This is a genomic window from Prosthecobacter sp. Pr1 (genome assembly GCF_057652315.1).
The window spans coordinates 125,903-141,098 of record NZ_JBYFBS010000009.1; the positions used below are offsets into that span (position 1 = coordinate 125,903).

A 15,196-nucleotide genomic window follows, 5' to 3' on the forward strand; every position below is an offset into this window, starting at 1 on the left:
CGCACAAATATGGGACACACGATTACGGAAAATCGAATCGTCCTCTCTGCACCAAAGGCACCCAGCCCGGCGGCTTCGACATTTCGGGGATTTAGACCGCCGACCTCGAACACGACTTACACGCCGAACCAGTTCTTTGACGTGGTCATTCCGCACTTCTCGCGTGGTGTCGTGCGTATCGTTGGCTACCTCATTCGCAAAACCCTTGGATGGTGCAATGCCAATGGCAACCCACAGGAGGAGCAGATCGAAGCCTCCTACAGTGAGCTGGAGCACAAGGCGGGGGTGAGCCGCGACATGATCCGCTGTGCCCTTGATGACGCTCTCACAGGTCGGGTCATCGCATGCATTCGCGAAGGACGACCGAAACTTGCACATGATGCCGGCCAGTCGGCGCTCTATGCCTTGAACTGGAGCGGGGCGGCCTACACCACCCGGCCTGCCGAATTCCGGGGCTTTTTTGAAGGCGACGGCAATCGCACCGACATCCCGAACGAGTTCTTTGATGTCGTGATTCCCAATGAACCCCTCTCCGTCATCAAGGTCGTCGGCTCGGTCATCCGTCACAGCATTGGCTTTCAGACCAAGCATGGACGTCGTCGTCAGCAGGTGGCGCTCTCCTTCCAGCACATTCAGAACTACGCGCGAATTGGCAGCCGTTCCGATCTTGCCAAGGCCGTGCGCACCGCGCTAGAAAAGAACTACATCATCCGTGTGGCCGACGGCGTGTTCAGCCATCGTTTCGATGAACGACGCAGCGCGACCTATGCCCTGTGCTGGTCGGATTCTCTGATCGGTCAGAAAATCGCACCAGCGGTTGATCAGTCAGAAAAACAGACCAGCAACGGTCAGATTTCCGTACCAGCCGATCAGTCAGAAATTCAGACCAGTATTAAAACGAAACCAGGAAATGAAATTATAAACAAGCCGGTGGTGAAGCGAGGCTTTGCGAGCGAAAACCACCGGATTACGCCAAATCAGCCAACAAGCTCAAAATCGCATGCCGGAGGTATGCGAGAGGCTTGCGCAAACTCCCTCGCCCTCAAGCTGGTTGCAAGCTTCTCACTTTCCTCACTCCTCAATATACGAATCCCCCTCCGTCGGAACCACGAGCTGGTTTTTGACAAGATCAAAGTACTCCCCTTTGCCGGACGAGTGAATGTAAAGCCGCTGCTTCCGGCGCTTCAAGTTGTCGAGCACCACAGCCATCTGCTTGAAGTCGACGCGATCCTGAAAATCGGAGAACCAGTACAGCCCATCCGCATTGCGCACCTCATCACTCAGCAGCGCCAGCCATGTGTAGCCCACTCCCACATTGTGGATGAAATAAGTCTGCGGACGGCGAGACAACTTGAGGAACAGATCCTTGCTCGGGATAGGGTCTTCGGTTTTGATTTTGTACTGCGCCGTCTCCATGAAAGTGGCCCCGCCTTGACGCCAGAATTTTTCAAACTCGACCGCTGAGGTGCGAAATATTTTCGTGCCCACCAATGGCTTCTCAGGCGGCTCCAGACCGCAGCCAAAATACAGCACCACCACGCTTCCTTTCGCCACCTTGTCCACCTCGTTGACCACACGTTCCAAGTGCGGCATCATCGAAGAAGAAACATCGAGCACCACCGCCAGCTTTTTGGCTTTGATAGTCAGGCCAAACAAAGGGCCAAAGACCATGCCGTTTTTGGCCCCCAGCCCCACCCCGGTGCCCACACCTCCCGCCGCCCCCGCCAGGCCAAATCCTCCGCTGACCGCCCCGCCGCCACCCATCGGCTTGGATGTCGGCGAAAAATCGAGCATGTCCGGAAGCTCCGACAGCACCATCACATCCTTGATGCTGTTGGCCACCGCCAGTTTGCGATTGGGCATCGCCTGTTTCAGCCACGGATTTTTCTTCTGCTGAATCTTGTGCTGCAACGCCTCTTCCGCCTGCGCCCCTTGAACTGTGCCTCCACCAGGAATGAAGTCCAACTGCCTGTCGGTAACATGATGCACCACGATCAGTGCTCCCACGCTCAAGATCAGCACATGCACGACAAGGCTCAAAGCCAGCGAGCGTCCGCCCCATTTGTCCCAGCGCACCCGCCATGTATCTGCCGGTGGAGCCTGCACGCGAGACATGACACTGCGCCGAATTTTCGGCAGCGCCTTTACAGGAGGAAGAGCAGGAACCTTCGCTCTCTCTTGCGTTTCCGACTTCCTCCCAGACTCTTCATCACCGGCCCGTAGGCGATGTTTGAAGTCATCAGGAGTGAGGGACATGACGGTTAACCAGTAAACCCCGCCAAGCTTCCCGAGTTTTCAACCAACCGCCAGACCGCATTGCAAAATATGCCAGCTTATAGGCCTGTGGCCTAGCCTGCAAAACACAGTCTCAAGACTCCTTTCGCAGCTTGCTGTGCTTGATCCCATAGAAGTAGTAAATAACAAGCCCAATGGCCATCCACACAAAGAGCCGGATCCAAGTGTCCGCTGGCAGAGAGCACGCTTGCAGCACGCAGATGCCAGCACCCAGCAATGGCACCACCGGAACAAACGGCGTGCGGTAAGGCCGCGGCATGTCCGGCTTGGTCTTGCGCAGGACGATGATGCCGATGCAGACCACGCTGAATGCCATCAGCGTGCCGATGGACACAAGTTCCCCCAGCAGATTCAGCGGCAGAAAACCCGCCAGCAGGGAGCAGACCAGCCCAGTGACGATCGTGGTGATGTGCGGCGTGCCGTACTTGGGATGCACCTTGGCAAACATCGGCGGCAGCAGCCCATCCTTGGCCATGCTGAAAAACACTCGCGGCTGCCCCATCAGCAGCACAAGGATCACCGAACTCAGCCCCGCCAGCACCGCGATCTCCACCGCCATGCGCAGCCATTTCAAACTGTCCCCTGCCACCTTCTCCAGCGCGTACACCACCGGGGCATCCACATGCAACTCCTTGTAGTTCACCATGCCGCAAAGCACGATGGATACCGCCACAAACAGCACCGCACAGATCGCCAGCGAGCCGATCATCCCCCAGAACATGTCCTTCTGCGGATTCCTCGTCTCCTGTGCCGCCGTCGAGACAGCGTCAAATCCAATGTAGGCAAAGAAGATCACGGCAGAGCCTTTGAGAACACCGCTCCAGCCGAACTTGCCAAACTCCCCCGTGTTTTCAGGGATGAACGGCGTCAGGTTCGCGGAGTTGATGTAGCCCCAGCCAAGACCGATGATCATCAGAATGATCACCACTTTGATCGCCACCATCACATTGTTGAAACTCGCGGATTCCTTGATGCCCACGACCAGCAGCGCCGTGATGATCCAGATCAGCAAAATGGCAGGAATGTTCACATAATTGGCCGTGTGCGTGATGTGCCCGTCAATGTAGTCCAGGGGGGCTCGGCACCACTGCTCAGGCAACTCCACGTTGAAGAAATCCTTCATGAACGGGGTGAAATGCTTGGACCAGCCGACCCCGACTGTGGCCGCTGCGAACAGATATTCGAGAATCAAATCCCAGCCGATGAGCCACGCCACCAGTTCCCCCAGAGTCGCATACGAATAAGTGTAGGCGCTGCCAGCAATGGGGATGGCCGCCGCATACTCCGCATAACACAACCCGGCAAATAAACACCCAAGCCCGGAGAGAATATAGGACAAGGCCACGGCAGGTCCGGCGAAGTCCGCCGCCGCATGTCCGGTTAGCACAAAGATGCCCGTTCCGATCACCGCCCCAATGCCGAGTGAAACAAGCGCCCAGCGCGAAAGCACGCGCTTGAGTCCGTGCGAATCATCATTGGACTCGGCGATGAGCTGCGAAGTGGATTTGGTGCTGAACAGACCTTTTTTCATAATGCGGGAAAGTGGCGCGAGTATGTGAAGACGCGCACAAAGCCGCAATCATTAAAAGTGCCAGTACGACTGCCAAATAACACGTCATTTGACAGTCTCTTTTTTCCCCAGCCCAAAGCTAAAAATGATCGTGGCGGCCACCAGCATGGAGCAGCACAAATAGTAAAGCCCGCCCACAAATGAGCCGGTCATTTTTTCCACCGTGCCCAGCACATTCGGCCCCAGGAAGCCACCGAGATTTCCAATCGAATTGATCAGTCCGATGCTGCCTGCGGCTGCAGACTCAGTGAGAAACATGCTCGGCAGCGCCCAGAAAGCGGGCATGTAGCTCTTGAATCCGGCAAAGGCGGTCATCAGGCACACCATCGTCAGCACCAGATTGCCCTGCGTCTGCGGCATCAGCCCCAGCGCCGTCGAACCCATGACAATCGGCAGCACCGCGTGCCACCGGCGCTCCTTGAAATGATCCGAACTCCAGCCCATGAAAAGCTGCCCGCACATGGCCACGGCGGGCGGCAGCATGATGAGCCAAGTCAACTGGTTCATGTCCATCGCATACCACGATTTCAAAATGCTCGGCATGAAAAACTCGATGCCATAGCTGCCGGTCACCGTGCAAAAATAAACCAGCGCCAGCAGCAGCACCTTGGGGTGCCTCAGCGCTTCGATCACCGTCATGCGCTTGCCCTTGCGCGTCTCCGCACGTTCGCGCTCCAGCTCCGCTTCCAGCACCGTACTCTCCTCCTCCGTGAGCCATTTCGCCAGCTTGGGCCGGTCCACCAGCCAGAAAAACACGAACGTCCCCAGCACCACCGCAGGCAGCGCCCAGAACACATACACCCATTGCCAGCCCACCATGCCCAGCACCGGAGGATGCGCCGCATCCGAGCCAATCTGCAGCAGCGCATTCGAGATCTTCGGACTCACAATCTGCGCCATCGGCGTCGCCACGAGAAACGTGGCCAGCGCACGAGCCCGGTCACGGCTGGGAAACCAGTGCGTGAGGTAAACGACCACGCCCGGAAAAAAGCCCGCCTCGGCCAGCCCGAGAAAAAAGCGCACCGTGTAAAACTGCCACGGCGTCGTCACCGCAGCCGTCAGCCCCGCCATCACGCCCCAGGTGATCATGATCCGGCAGATCCACTTGCGCGCGCTCCAGCGTTCCACCATCAACGTCCCGGGAATCTCCAGCAGGAAGTAGCCCAGGAAGAAAATCCCCGCACCGAAGCCGATCACCGCATTGTCAAAGCCCGGCAGATCCCGCGTCATCGTCAGCTTCGCCACCGCCACATTCTGCCGGTCCACATAGGCGATCATGTAGCTGACAAACAGCAGCGGCAGCAGATGCCAGTAAGCTTTGCGGCGTGCACGGTCGAGTGCCGCGGTGTGAGAGGTTGGTTCCGGGAGGCTGGATGGCATGAGATGAATCCGCAGTCTATCCGTGGGTCAATCCACCGCTCAAGCACGGAATGCGGAATCACTCGATCCCGTCCATCAAAAGCGGAATCGAGCATCCACACACACATCCAGCGCATGATGCGTGAGTGCCTTCAGGCTCACCGCCAGACGCATCACATCACCCGAAGGTTCGCATCACTCCACGTCCAGCTCAGGACTTCGGCTTCACCTGATACTTGCCCGGCGTCTTGTCGAACTTCTCCTTGCACTCCGCCGTGGCGAAGATCACTCGCTTGCCGTCCTTGGTATTGCTGCGGAAAATCAGACGCGCGTCCTTGTGGCACACCGGGCATTCGGTGTTCACGGGCGGATCAGCGGCGATGCTGTTGAGCGTCAATGAGGCCGTGAAGGCGAGAAGGGTCAGCAGTGTTTTCATGGTTGGTCAGGTTGGTTGAAAGCAGACTGGGAGTTATTCAATGATATCGGCGATGATCTGTCACGCATGATTTTCAGCGTGACATCGCCAGCACCGCCTGCCCTAGTGCGGTCCCCATGGAATCCCCCCCGCCCTCCCAATCCACCACCCTCTTTCAGGTCATTGGCGGCTTGTACATCCTCTTCGGCAGCTTCACCCTCGTCAGCATGGTTCAGAACTCCAGCGTCTGCTTTGCCCCGCTCGAAGGCCAGACCGGGTTCATGGCGGACATGATGCGCGGAAATCCCACCTACGCCTCCTACATGCGGGTCCTCTTTTTCCCGGGCCTCCTTTACGCCTTGGTTCAGTTTGGTTCCGGTGTCGGCCTACTCCGCCTCAGCGCACTGGCCCGCAAAGCCGCCCTGGCCTGCGCCCTCTATGGCATCGCCGCTGCACTGCTCACCGCCTGGCTCACCATTACCTACACCCTGCCCTTCACCCTTGCCTACACCCTGCAGCAGGTAAAAAATCCCGCCATGCTTGAGACCACGCGAAACGTCACCCTCGTCTCCGGCTACATCGGCATCGCGCTCGGTTTGCTCTATCCTCTGGTGGCCTTCATCCTCCTCAAACGAAACAAGATCCCCCGCTACGGCATCGCCTATTCATGCTAACCTCCCTTTCCGAACTCCCACAGCGCAAAGCCAGCGGCCCCAAGCTCGCCGTCCTCACCGCCTACGATTACCCCACCGCCCGCATGCTTGATGACGCCGGTGTGGACCTCCTCCTCGTCGGCGACTCCCTCGGCATGGTCGTCCTCGGCATGCCAGACACCACCGGCGTCACCATGGAAATGATGGTGCACCACACCACCGCTGTCTGCCGCGGTGTCACCCGCGCCCCCGTCATCGCAGATCTCCCCTTCGCCAGCTACCTCACCCCCGAGATGGCCGTGGCCAATGCCCGGCGTCTCATGGCCTGCGGTGCCGCCTGTGTGAAGCTCGAAGGCGGCGTCGGCATGCTCCCGCAGATCCGCGCCATCATCGCCGCAGGCATCCCCTTTGTCGGCCACATCGGCATGCTCCCGCAGAGCGTGAAGGAAGAAGGCGGCTACAAAAAGAAAGGCAAGACCGCCGAATCCATCGACCAACTCATCGCCGACGCCCAGGCCATCGATCAAGCCGGAGCCGTCGCCATCGTCCTGGAAAGCATCGTCCCCGTCGTCGCCACGCAAATCACCGGCCTCGTCAAATCCAGCACCATCGGCATCGGAGCCGGCACCGACACCGACGGCCAGGTCCTCGTCACCCCGGACCTCCTCGGCAGCTTCCCCTGGTTCCGCCCCCCCTTTGCCAAAGCCCGCGCCGATGTCGCAGGCGAAACCCTCCGCGCCGTCCGCGAATACATGGCCGACGTGCAGGCCTGAGTTCCCCTGCCTCGCCCGGATAATTTCCACTGACACCCTCCGCACCGCAACCAAGTCACCTTGAGTTCAGTTGCTCTGCGAAAACTGCCCACCTCTTCGCCCCCCAACATCGCAAACCCAGCGTACGTATTGTAGTTCCGCCTTCAGGCGGTTCTGGACGAACGGCCACAGCGTCACGCTTCACCCAAAGAACTTTCCACCGTGACACTCCGTTCCACCATCATGCCGCCTTGAGTTCATTGACTTCGCTGTTCAAGCAATCCCACACCGCGCTGCCAATTCCCGCTGGTCTTTTCCCGCCCTCTCTGAGAAAATGCCCCAATGAATTCCCTCCTCGCTCCCTTCGACCGGAAGTTCCTCAGCCGCCGCGAGATCCTCCGCACCCTCGGAGCCACCGCCGCCTTCACCGCCTTCCCATCACTGCGTGCCGCGACCACCCCAGCAGCAGTAGGAAAAGACTCCCTGCCCACCCAGTTCTACAAAAGCCTCACCGAAGAGCAGCATTCAAAAATCGTCCTCCCGCTCGATCACCCCCAGCGCGGCTACGTCAGCAACTGGTGGTACATCTGCCCCGAGCAGCGCCTCCACACCTTCTACACCAAAGATCAGCAGGACCTCGTCCGGCAAATCTTCGAGTCCCTCCACCATCCCGACCACCGCGAGAAGATGAACTGGCAGGTGCAGAAGGACCTGATGGGCAACATCAAGAACACCCCCTCCGTCGGCTTCTTCGGCACCCCGGCCGATCCCGACTTCGAGTTCATCTACACCGGCCATCACGTTACCCGCCGCTGCCACGCCCATACCGATCAAGGCCTCGGCTTCGGCGGCCGCCCCATCTTCTACGGCAACTTCGCCAAAGCCTTCAACGAAACCAAAGACCACGAAGGCAATCCCTTCTGGTATCAGGGCCTCGTCTTCAATGAATTCGTCCAGGCCCTCGACGGCAGGCAGCAGGAAAAAATCCTCGTCGGCCGCGAACCCCGCCCCGAAAGCCCCGCCAAAGTCATCGAAAAACGCAAGACCGACCTCCCCGGCCTCAGCTCAGCCGATCTCACCAAAGACCAGCAGGCCAAGCTCCTCGAAACCATGCGCCGCATGCTCGTCTGCTTCCGTCCCGATGACGTCGCCGCCACCATGAAGACCATCGAGGACAAAAACCTCGCACAGCGCCTCTTCATCTCCTGCTACGGCGGCAAATACGACATCGGCGCCGACATAGTCTGGGACACCTGGCAGATCGAAAGCCCCGACTTCGTCTGGTACTTCCGCGGCTACCCCCACATCCACGGCTACTTCCATCTTCCGGTTTAGCCGGAAGAGATCAGAGAGCAGCACAAGTCCGCATATTTTTCAGGCGTTTCGCGCCGTCCAAAATGGGGTCGGCGTGCAAATTTTTGACAAAATTTCCGCCAAGATCTCATCCCCGAATCGCCCCCACTTCTGTCCTTTTCGCTCCCTCACATCAGCAAGCCTCGCTTCACCTCCCCAAACACATCCGTCAGCCGGAAATCCCTTCCTGCATAGCGATACGTCAGTCGCTCATGATCCAGCCCCAGCAGGTGCAGCATCGTCGCATGCAGATCATGCAGATGCACCTTGTCCTGCTCCGCCTTCATTCCCGTTTCATCCGTGCTCCCATACCGGATCCCCGGCTTCGCTCCACCGCCCGCCATCCACATCGTGAAGCCAAGGTGGTCATGATCACGCCCCTTGTTTTTGTTCAGCAGGGGAGGCCGGCCAAATTCCCCGCCCCACAGCACCAGCGTGTCCTCCAGCAGCCCGCGCTGCTTCAGATCCGTCAGCAGCGCCGCCACCGGCTGGTCCGTCTCCCGCGCATGCTGCGGGTGCCCTTTAAAAATGTCACTGTGATCATCCCAGAACTCATGGTTCACCTGGATGAAACGCACCCCCGCCTCCGCAAACCGCCGCGCCATCAGGCACGCCCGCCCGATCTGATCCGTCACCTTCCCATCGCCAATCCCATACATCTCCTGCGTCGCCTTGCTCTCTTTGTTCAGGTTCATCACCTCCGGCATCTCCCGCTGCATATTGAAGGCCAGCTCCGCAGACGTGATCAATCCCTCCAGCGCCTCGTTGCTTCCATCCTGCGCCAGCCTCTGCCGGTTCAGCGACTGCACCAGATCCAGCTGCCGCCGCTGCGCCGTCACATCCAGTCGCGCATTCTTCATGAACGGCAGTTGAATATCCTTCAGCGACGTCGCCGGTGAATCCGGACTCGCGCCATTCCCGCTGTCCTGGCCGATCGCCGTCCCGCCGCACACCGCCGGTAAAAACGCGCAGCCATGCTTCAGCGGCCCACCGCCCGAAAACGACGGATTGATCGTCACAAAGCCCGGCAGATTTTGATTCTCCGTGCCCAGCCCATACACACACCACGAGCCCACGCTCGGCCTCGTAAACGCAAAGCTCCCCGTGTTCATCTGCAATATCGCCTGAGGATGCGCATTGTGATCCGTGTGCATCGAATTGATCACACACAGGTCATCCGCATGCCGGGCAATGTTTGGCAGCAGATCCGAAATCAGCATCCCGCTCTGCCCCCGCGCCTTGAACTCCCACGGCGACTGGTAATACACATTCGTGCTCCCCTTCGCATTCGGCACCTCATGCTGCTTCGTCAGCGCCGGTTTGAAATCAAACGTGTCCACCTGCGACGGTCCGCCCTGCATGAACAAAAAAATCACCCGCTTCGCCCGCGCCGGAAAATGCGTCGGCCCCTGCACCAGCGGATTCATCCTCGCCGCCGTCTGCGCATTCGCCCCAAACAATCCTCGCAGCGCCAGCATACCAAACCCAGCACTCGAAGCACTGAGCAAATCCCGGCGGCTGAAAATCATCCCCATGCCCCACACATACGCCACCCACGCTCAATTCTTGTCGCTTGCCCGCAACTCAATGCTCCCTGTTCAACTTTCCTCCTATACCTACCGCGCAGCCGGTAGTAGCGCGGGCAATCTTGCCCGCATGCCAAACGTCCCACCGCTCCGCCATCTCTCGAAGCTGCGATCAGCAAATCAATTTCTGAAATCGCTATAGAGACACGGTTCGTTCTCTTGCACCTCCCGGCGAATCCAGTCTCTGCGACCTTATGCTCCGTATAACCCATCGTCATCTTTTGCCCCACCACTCCGCCACACACCAGCTCCAACGGAGCTGCGTAATATAGCCCAGTGGTGCCGAGCTTTAGCGAGTGCTCCGCTGGGTTGCCTCAAAGCAAGCTGGGAAGCGAACCCACCACTCCGCCGCACCTCACGCCCACCAGCGGCGTCTGTCAGACGCAACGATGCCCATCACTTGCGAGCATCACTCGACAAAATGGCAGCCCATAATGTTGTTGACGTTCTCAACAGAATTGTTTCTCATCAACTAGTCCGCGACATGCGCTCTAACAACTATGGCAACAACACCCTCAAGTCATAATCTTTCGTGGCTCCTGGACGACGCAAGAGCTCTCTATGCTCAAGGCCGAAAACATGGGGCGATTTTGCTGTTGGTTTGTGCGGTGGATGCTTTGGCATGTGCGAGAGATCCAAGTAACACGAAAAATCGTGAACGATTTGTTGCTTTTCTTACTTCGAAAATGCGGCGTCCAGGACGCCCTCAGGTTCACAATATTGGAGTTCCGAAGACTGGAAAGATCATGTCATTTGAAGAATTGATATACAAATTCTTGCGTTGTCCGCTCGTTCATGAAGGAGCTCGGCTAGAGGCCTTGGACCCAGACATTGCTGTCTGTCTTGATTGGGACACAAATCCAAATGGTATTAGGTGTGACTGGGTCAATAATCTTGTATTTCTCGGCGGCGAACTTGCTCTCGAATTGCTCTCAGATGCCGTTAACCATGAACTTGAGGCAAGTTCACCGTCTTAAGACTGAACCCAGTCGCACCTCCAATCCATGCAATGAGCGTACAGACCACCAATAGGAATGAACAAAACTCAAGCCCTCGGCCTAACCATGTGCTGCAGCGAGCCGCTCCGTGCAGCCCTTGAGCTTGGGATCGTTCGCCCAACTACAAAGTGATTCCGAATGCTAACCGATTCTGAAGACAGAGTGACGATTGCGGATGTTGCTGATGAGCTTCAGGCCCATCGTCCCACCATTTTCAAGATTGTTCGTCGCTTGGGTATCGTCACGCAGAAGCGACGGGATGAGGAGCGAGGCAACCAACAGGTCGATACGATTGATTCATCGGACATCGACCGAGTTCGTGAGGCGTTGCTGAGCGGACGCCGTGCAGCGGCCAGTGATTCCGGTGCATTGATTGGAGAGGGTGAAATTGGATACTTCTATTTGGTTCAGTTGGAGCCTGAACACGATAGTGGACGCTTTAAGGTCGGCTTCACGACAGATATCGAAGGACGCCTGACGAAGCATCGATGCTCGGCACCATTTGCTGTTTGCACCGGCAATTGGCCATGCCGAAGAACGTGGGAGCGAGCTGCCATTGATTGCATCACGTCGGATTGCGAACGGCTTCACACCGAGGTTTTCAGAACCGCCGATCTTGCCGGTATCGTTAACCAGCGCGAGGCGTTCTTTTCGTTGATGCCCAAAATCTCAGTGGCACCGACAGATGAAGTTACATAACAAATCAAAGGCGAACAAAACGGATGCAGGCAGCGGCTCGTATGGCATCTATCGAGTCATCGACGCTCGCCGTCGCCTGATCCGATATGTTAGGCGACTTATACGCGTTTTCCCAGTCCGAATGAAACCTACCACGAAGGAAAAGACCGATTATTGTGACCACTGGGCCAGCAACTCGGTCCATTTCGATAAACAAGGCTGCTACACATGGATGGCAGAGCAGCTTGCGCCGCTTTCTCCGAAGCGCATTCTTGATATTGGCTGTGGCACCGGCGAAGGCCTGTTGGCATTGCTGAAGGCTTACTCGCCCGCAATTGTCTCCCTAGAAGAGAACGCCGATTGCATTCACCGCTCCAATAAAGCCATCTTATCGGCTGGCTATTCGGTTCAACCTGTTTACCGACTTGGTTACGAAGAATTCAGCGATGGCACCCACGACCTGCATTTCGATCAGAGTCGCATTCCGGCCACCAGCAAGGTCACCTTGGTCCATGCTGACACATTGATGAACGACCCAGAAATGCTACGCTTTATTCGTGCCGAGAAACCGTTCGATGCTGTCACTGTTTGGCTCATTGGGACTTTTATGATGCGCCAGACCTGCCGCAACATTTCCAACCTCCGCATCAAGGACGGCAACGAGTATCGCCTCCACGTCCAGAACCGGATCTACTCACTTGCCGACGAGTTATTGCGTCCCGGCGGGTGGCTTCAGGTCGTCGATCGTGGAGAACCACCCAAAGAGCAATTCCTTGTGGACGACTTATTCAAATCACATAGAGAGCAGGCGGAGCCCACAAGCCTAGAGGTCTTCGACGTCAGTTTCCGCGAATACCAAGAGCCGACTGATCGTGGGATTCGGATGGTAGCGTCTCCTGGAACTTCTGGCCGTATGCCGAATCTAAAGACACTCGCAATGCTTTCGATCTTATCACGCAAACCTGCAGAATGAAGTCGCGTAACCATCAGTCGCAGGGAATCACTCCACGCCCAACGGTGTCTTCAGTCAATTGTTCCTTGATCTGTCTTGTTTTTTTGGAAATGACTGATTGGGACACATTCCAGCCTTCAATGTTTGATACATCTGTTATTAAGATAATTCGTATTTCAACGCTTATTCCCTCCCCTTTTCGCCGCCCCCCTTCAATACACCACCTGAAACTCCCCGCTCTGCATCAGCGCATGGCATAGCTGCGCCCAGCCGCTCGGCGTATCCCCCGCACTCACGAGAAACCCCTTCATCATCTCCCGCTCCTCCACCGTCGGCACCCGGCAGCAGATCATCTTCCACGCGCTCACCATCTTCTCCTCTGCGCTCCCTCCGCCCAGCCGCTTTGACACCCCCTCCGCCTGCCGCATCACCTGCTCGCTGTTCATGAGCAGCAGCGACTGCACCGGCGTGATGCTAGCAGAGCGACCTCCCACCACCAGCCCCGGATCGGCGGCATTGAAGCACTGCATCATGGGCATCTGAGCCCCGCGAACGATGGGCAGGTAGATGCTCCGGTGCGTGGTGTCGTCCTGCAGATCATTGAGGAAATGTTTCCGTCCCACCTCCCGTCCCTGCGGAGTGATAGCCTTCGCCTTGTCCGCCACTGGCGATCCCTCACGCGGCGTCAGATCCAGCGTGCCGCCCAGCGCCAGCAGGGCATCGCGCAGCGGTTCCGCCTCCAGCCGCTTCCGGTTCGCACGCCACAGCAGCAGGTTCGTCGGATCCTTCGCCTGCGCCACGTCCGAGCGCGTACTTGAGCTCATCTGATAAGTGCGCGTCAGCACCAGCTCACGTATCAAGGCTTTGACCGACCAGCCCTCCTTCACAAACCGCGCCGCCAGATCATCCAGCAGCTCCGGGTGCGTCGGCTGCATCCCCATGCGCCCAAAATCATCCGGCGTCCCCACCAGCCCGCGGCCAAACAGATGCAGCCACACGCGGTTCACGATCACCCGCGCGGTAAGAGGATTCTGCGGACTCGCAATCCAGTCCGCCAGTTGCCTGCGCCCGCTCTCCTTCGGGCCGATGGTCGCTAGCTTCACGGGAATCGCCGACAGCGCCCCGCGCATCACCGCCGCCAGCGGCTTTTTGATCTCACCTTTGTCAAAGACCGGGCAGTCCAGCGGCGTCTCCGCATCCCGCACAGACATCCCCACTGGCGGTGCCACCGGCATGCTCTTCTGCTTTTCCGCCAGCTTCTTCTGCCACTCGCCCACATCCTTCTCCAGCACCGTCAGCGTGCTCATCTTCTCCATCATCTCCTTCGGCATCACCGCCGGTTTCTTCGCCGGATCAATCCCCGCCTTCACCAATTCCTCGCGCATCGTGTTGCGCTTCTTCGCCACTTCCGCGTAGTCCTTCTGCATGTCGGCAATGACCTTCTCATGCTGCTTCACCGCCTGCATCTGCTGCACTCCGTCACGCCCCAGCGGCATCGCCTCCGCCTCCTTCCTCACGTTGTTCGTCTCCACCCCGGACAAATTCTGCGTGCTCCGAAAAATGCCCGCCAGCGCGTGATAATCCGCCGTGGGGATAGGATCAAACTTGTGGTCATGGCAGCGCGCGCAGTTCGCGCTCAGCGCCAGAAAGGCATGGCACGTCGCATCGATCTGATCATCCGCCACATTCATGTCATAGAGCATTGCATCAGACTCCCCAAGCGACTTCACCCCCACATTCAGAAAACCCGTGGCCAGCAGTTGGTCATCATGCCTCAGCGCATCAGCGGCAGGCGGCAGCAGATCGCCCGCCAATTGCTCACGGATGAATTCATCAAATGGCGTGTCCCGATTGAAGGCACGCACCACATAGTTCCGGTAACGCCACGCCAGCACATAGGCCATGTTGCGCGTGTTCCCGCTCGTCTCCGCATAGCGCGCCACATCCAGCCAGTGCCGTCCCCAGCGCACACCAAATTCCGGCGAGGCCAGCAGCCCATCCACCACCGCCGGAAACTTCGATATATGAAATCCCTCCACCACCTCCAGCGGCGGCGGCAGCCCGATCAAATCAAAGTACACCCGCCTCAGCAGCGTCAGCGGTTCCGCCTCTTCATTCGGCACCAGCCCATCCTTCTCCAGTCGCGCCAAAACAAACTCATCCACCCTCGACCTCGGCCACTCCGTCATCTGCACCACCGGAACTTTCTGCACCGCAAATGCCTTCAGCGACCACAGCCCTTCCGCCACAGGCGGACTCCCTGCCATGACAAACACAGGCAGGCATAGCAAAGCTGTGAAGCGCGCGATCACTCTCCCAATACGCTCTCACCACCGCATTCTTGAATCAGCGCGTGAAAAAAGAGGCACCACATCGCCCAGCTCAATTTCCCCTCAGCGTCATCACATCGGACAACACACTAAAATCTAACTGTCCGCGTCCATGTCCGGCGTGTGGAACTCCACACCATGCACCTTTTCCGTTTCGTTCGGAGTGGTGAGCACCTTGTAGATGCACCAGCCAAACAAGGTGGCGACGGTGCCAACAGAAAGCAGCATGACAATGAGGCCGAAGGTGGTCATGAA

13 protein-coding genes are annotated in these 15,196 nt (G+C 58.0%); 7 read left to right on the forward strand and 6 right to left on the reverse strand.

All coding sequences use genetic code 11. The features are described 5' to 3' along the window. Window positions 1-9 precede the first annotated feature (9 nt). Both AC24GY_RS16080 and AC24GY_RS16085 read left to right on the forward strand, forming a co-directional pair. Window positions 10-1,464 (forward strand): hypothetical protein, encoded by a 1,455-nt coding sequence (locus tag AC24GY_RS16080; protein ID WP_487685035.1) that lies wholly within the window; start codon window positions 10-12, stop codon window positions 1,462-1,464. 16 nt (window positions 1,465-1,480) lie between these two features. Continuing rightward, window positions 1,481-1,897, forward strand: a complete 417-nt coding sequence (locus tag AC24GY_RS16085; protein WP_487685038.1) for a hypothetical protein — start codon at window positions 1,481-1,483, stop codon at window positions 1,895-1,897. Between the two features lie 471 nt (window positions 1,898-2,368). Here the strand turns inward: AC24GY_RS16085 and AC24GY_RS16090 are convergent, their stop codons facing one another. The 3 genes from AC24GY_RS16090 to AC24GY_RS16100 all read right to left on the reverse strand — a co-directional run bounded on the left by AC24GY_RS16090 (window position 2,369) and on the right by AC24GY_RS16100 (window position 5,660). Next, complete coding sequence (locus AC24GY_RS16090; protein ID WP_487685041.1) at window positions 2,369-3,826, reverse strand: APC family permease; 1,458 nt, start codon at window positions 3,824-3,826, stop codon at window positions 2,369-2,371. An 84-nt stretch (window positions 3,827-3,910) separates the two neighbouring features. Further along, window positions 3,911-5,245, reverse strand: a complete 1,335-nt coding sequence (locus AC24GY_RS16095) for an MFS transporter (protein WP_487685044.1) — start codon at window positions 5,243-5,245, stop codon at window positions 3,911-3,913. A gap of 190 nt (window positions 5,246-5,435) precedes the next feature. Then, window positions 5,436-5,660, reverse strand: coding sequence for a hypothetical protein (locus AC24GY_RS16100; RefSeq protein ID WP_487685047.1), 225 nt, complete (start codon window positions 5,658-5,660; stop codon window positions 5,436-5,438). 116 nt (window positions 5,661-5,776) lie between these two features. On the opposite strand from AC24GY_RS16100, the gene AC24GY_RS16105 reads away from it, so the two are divergent. The 3 genes from AC24GY_RS16105 (at window position 5,777) to AC24GY_RS16115 (ending at window position 8,379) form a co-directional block, all read left to right on the forward strand. Continuing rightward, entirely contained in the window at window positions 5,777-6,313 is a 537-nt protein-coding gene (locus tag AC24GY_RS16105) for a hypothetical protein (RefSeq protein WP_487685050.1), read from the forward strand. Next, on the forward strand, window positions 6,307-7,065 hold the full coding sequence (gene panB / locus AC24GY_RS16110; protein ID WP_487685053.1) for a 3-methyl-2-oxobutanoate hydroxymethyltransferase: 759 nt from the start codon (window positions 6,307-6,309) through the stop codon (window positions 7,063-7,065). The genes AC24GY_RS16105 and panB overlap by 7 nt, the downstream gene beginning before the upstream one ends. Window positions 7,066-7,386: 321 nt before the next feature. Then, the gene (locus AC24GY_RS16115; protein WP_487685056.1) at window positions 7,387-8,379 is read left to right on the forward strand and encodes a DUF3500 domain-containing protein; all 993 of its coding nucleotides are present in this window, start codon (window positions 7,387-7,389) and stop codon (window positions 8,377-8,379) included. Window positions 8,380-8,525: 146 nt separating this feature from the next. On the opposite strand, the gene AC24GY_RS16120 is transcribed toward AC24GY_RS16115, so the two are convergent. Continuing rightward, the gene (locus AC24GY_RS16120; protein ID WP_487685059.1) at window positions 8,526-9,926 is read right to left on the reverse strand and encodes a DUF1501 domain-containing protein; all 1,401 of its coding nucleotides are present in this window, start codon (window positions 9,924-9,926) and stop codon (window positions 8,526-8,528) included. Window positions 9,927-11,119: 1,193 nt separating this feature from the next. Here AC24GY_RS16120 and AC24GY_RS16125 point away from each other — a divergent pair. After that, window positions 11,120-11,680 carry a GIY-YIG nuclease family protein gene (locus AC24GY_RS16125; protein ID WP_487685062.1) on the forward strand — a complete coding sequence of 187 codons (561 nt, stop codon included), beginning with the start codon at window positions 11,120-11,122 and terminating at the stop codon, window positions 11,678-11,680. A 121-nt stretch (window positions 11,681-11,801) separates the two neighbouring features. Beyond that, window positions 11,802-12,632, forward strand: coding sequence for a class I SAM-dependent methyltransferase (locus AC24GY_RS16130; RefSeq protein WP_487685065.1), 831 nt, complete (start codon window positions 11,802-11,804; stop codon window positions 12,630-12,632). 191 nt (window positions 12,633-12,823) lie between these two features. On the opposite strand, the gene AC24GY_RS16135 is transcribed toward AC24GY_RS16130, so the two are convergent. Together AC24GY_RS16135 and AC24GY_RS16140 are read right to left on the reverse strand one after the other, a co-directional pair. Continuing rightward, entirely contained in the window at window positions 12,824-14,923 is a 2,100-nt protein-coding gene (locus AC24GY_RS16135) for a DUF1549 and DUF1553 domain-containing protein (RefSeq protein ID WP_487685068.1), read from the reverse strand. Between the two features lie 114 nt (window positions 14,924-15,037). Further along, window positions 15,038-15,193 (reverse strand): hypothetical protein, encoded by a 156-nt coding sequence (locus AC24GY_RS16140; RefSeq protein WP_487685071.1) that lies wholly within the window; start codon window positions 15,191-15,193, stop codon window positions 15,038-15,040. Between the last annotated feature and the right edge of the window lie 3 nt (window positions 15,194-15,196).

Bases quoted from the DNA above. Each gene is read 5' to 3' on its own strand.
- AC24GY_RS16100 (WP_487685047.1), bottom strand. From the start codon at position 5,660: ATGAAAACACTGCTGACCCTTCTCGCCTTCACGGCCTCATTGACGCTC.
- AC24GY_RS16095 (WP_487685044.1), bottom strand. From the start codon at position 5,245: ATGCCATCCAGCCTCCCGGAACCAACCTCTCACACCGCGGCACTCGAC.
- AC24GY_RS16105 (WP_487685050.1), top strand. From the start codon at position 5,777: ATGGAATCCCCCCCGCCCTCCCAATCCACCACCCTCTTTCAGGTCATT.
- AC24GY_RS16090 (WP_487685041.1), bottom strand. From the start codon at position 3,826: ATGAAAAAAGGTCTGTTCAGCACCAAATCCACTTCGCAGCTCATCGCC.
- AC24GY_RS16125 (WP_487685062.1), top strand. From the start codon at position 11,120: ATGCTAACCGATTCTGAAGACAGAGTGACGATTGCGGATGTTGCTGAT.
- AC24GY_RS16120 (WP_487685059.1), bottom strand. From the start codon at position 9,926: ATGATTTTCAGCCGCCGGGATTTGCTCAGTGCTTCGAGTGCTGGGTTT.
- panB (WP_487685053.1), top strand. From the start codon at position 6,307: ATGCTAACCTCCCTTTCCGAACTCCCACAGCGCAAAGCCAGCGGCCCC.
- AC24GY_RS16115 (WP_487685056.1), top strand. From the start codon at position 7,387: ATGAATTCCCTCCTCGCTCCCTTCGACCGGAAGTTCCTCAGCCGCCGC.
- AC24GY_RS16080 (WP_487685035.1), top strand. From the start codon at position 10: ATGGGACACACGATTACGGAAAATCGAATCGTCCTCTCTGCACCAAAG.
- AC24GY_RS16140 (WP_487685071.1), bottom strand. From the start codon at position 15,193: ATGACCACCTTCGGCCTCATTGTCATGCTGCTTTCTGTTGGCACCGTC.
- AC24GY_RS16130 (WP_487685065.1), top strand. From the start codon at position 11,802: ATGAAACCTACCACGAAGGAAAAGACCGATTATTGTGACCACTGGGCC.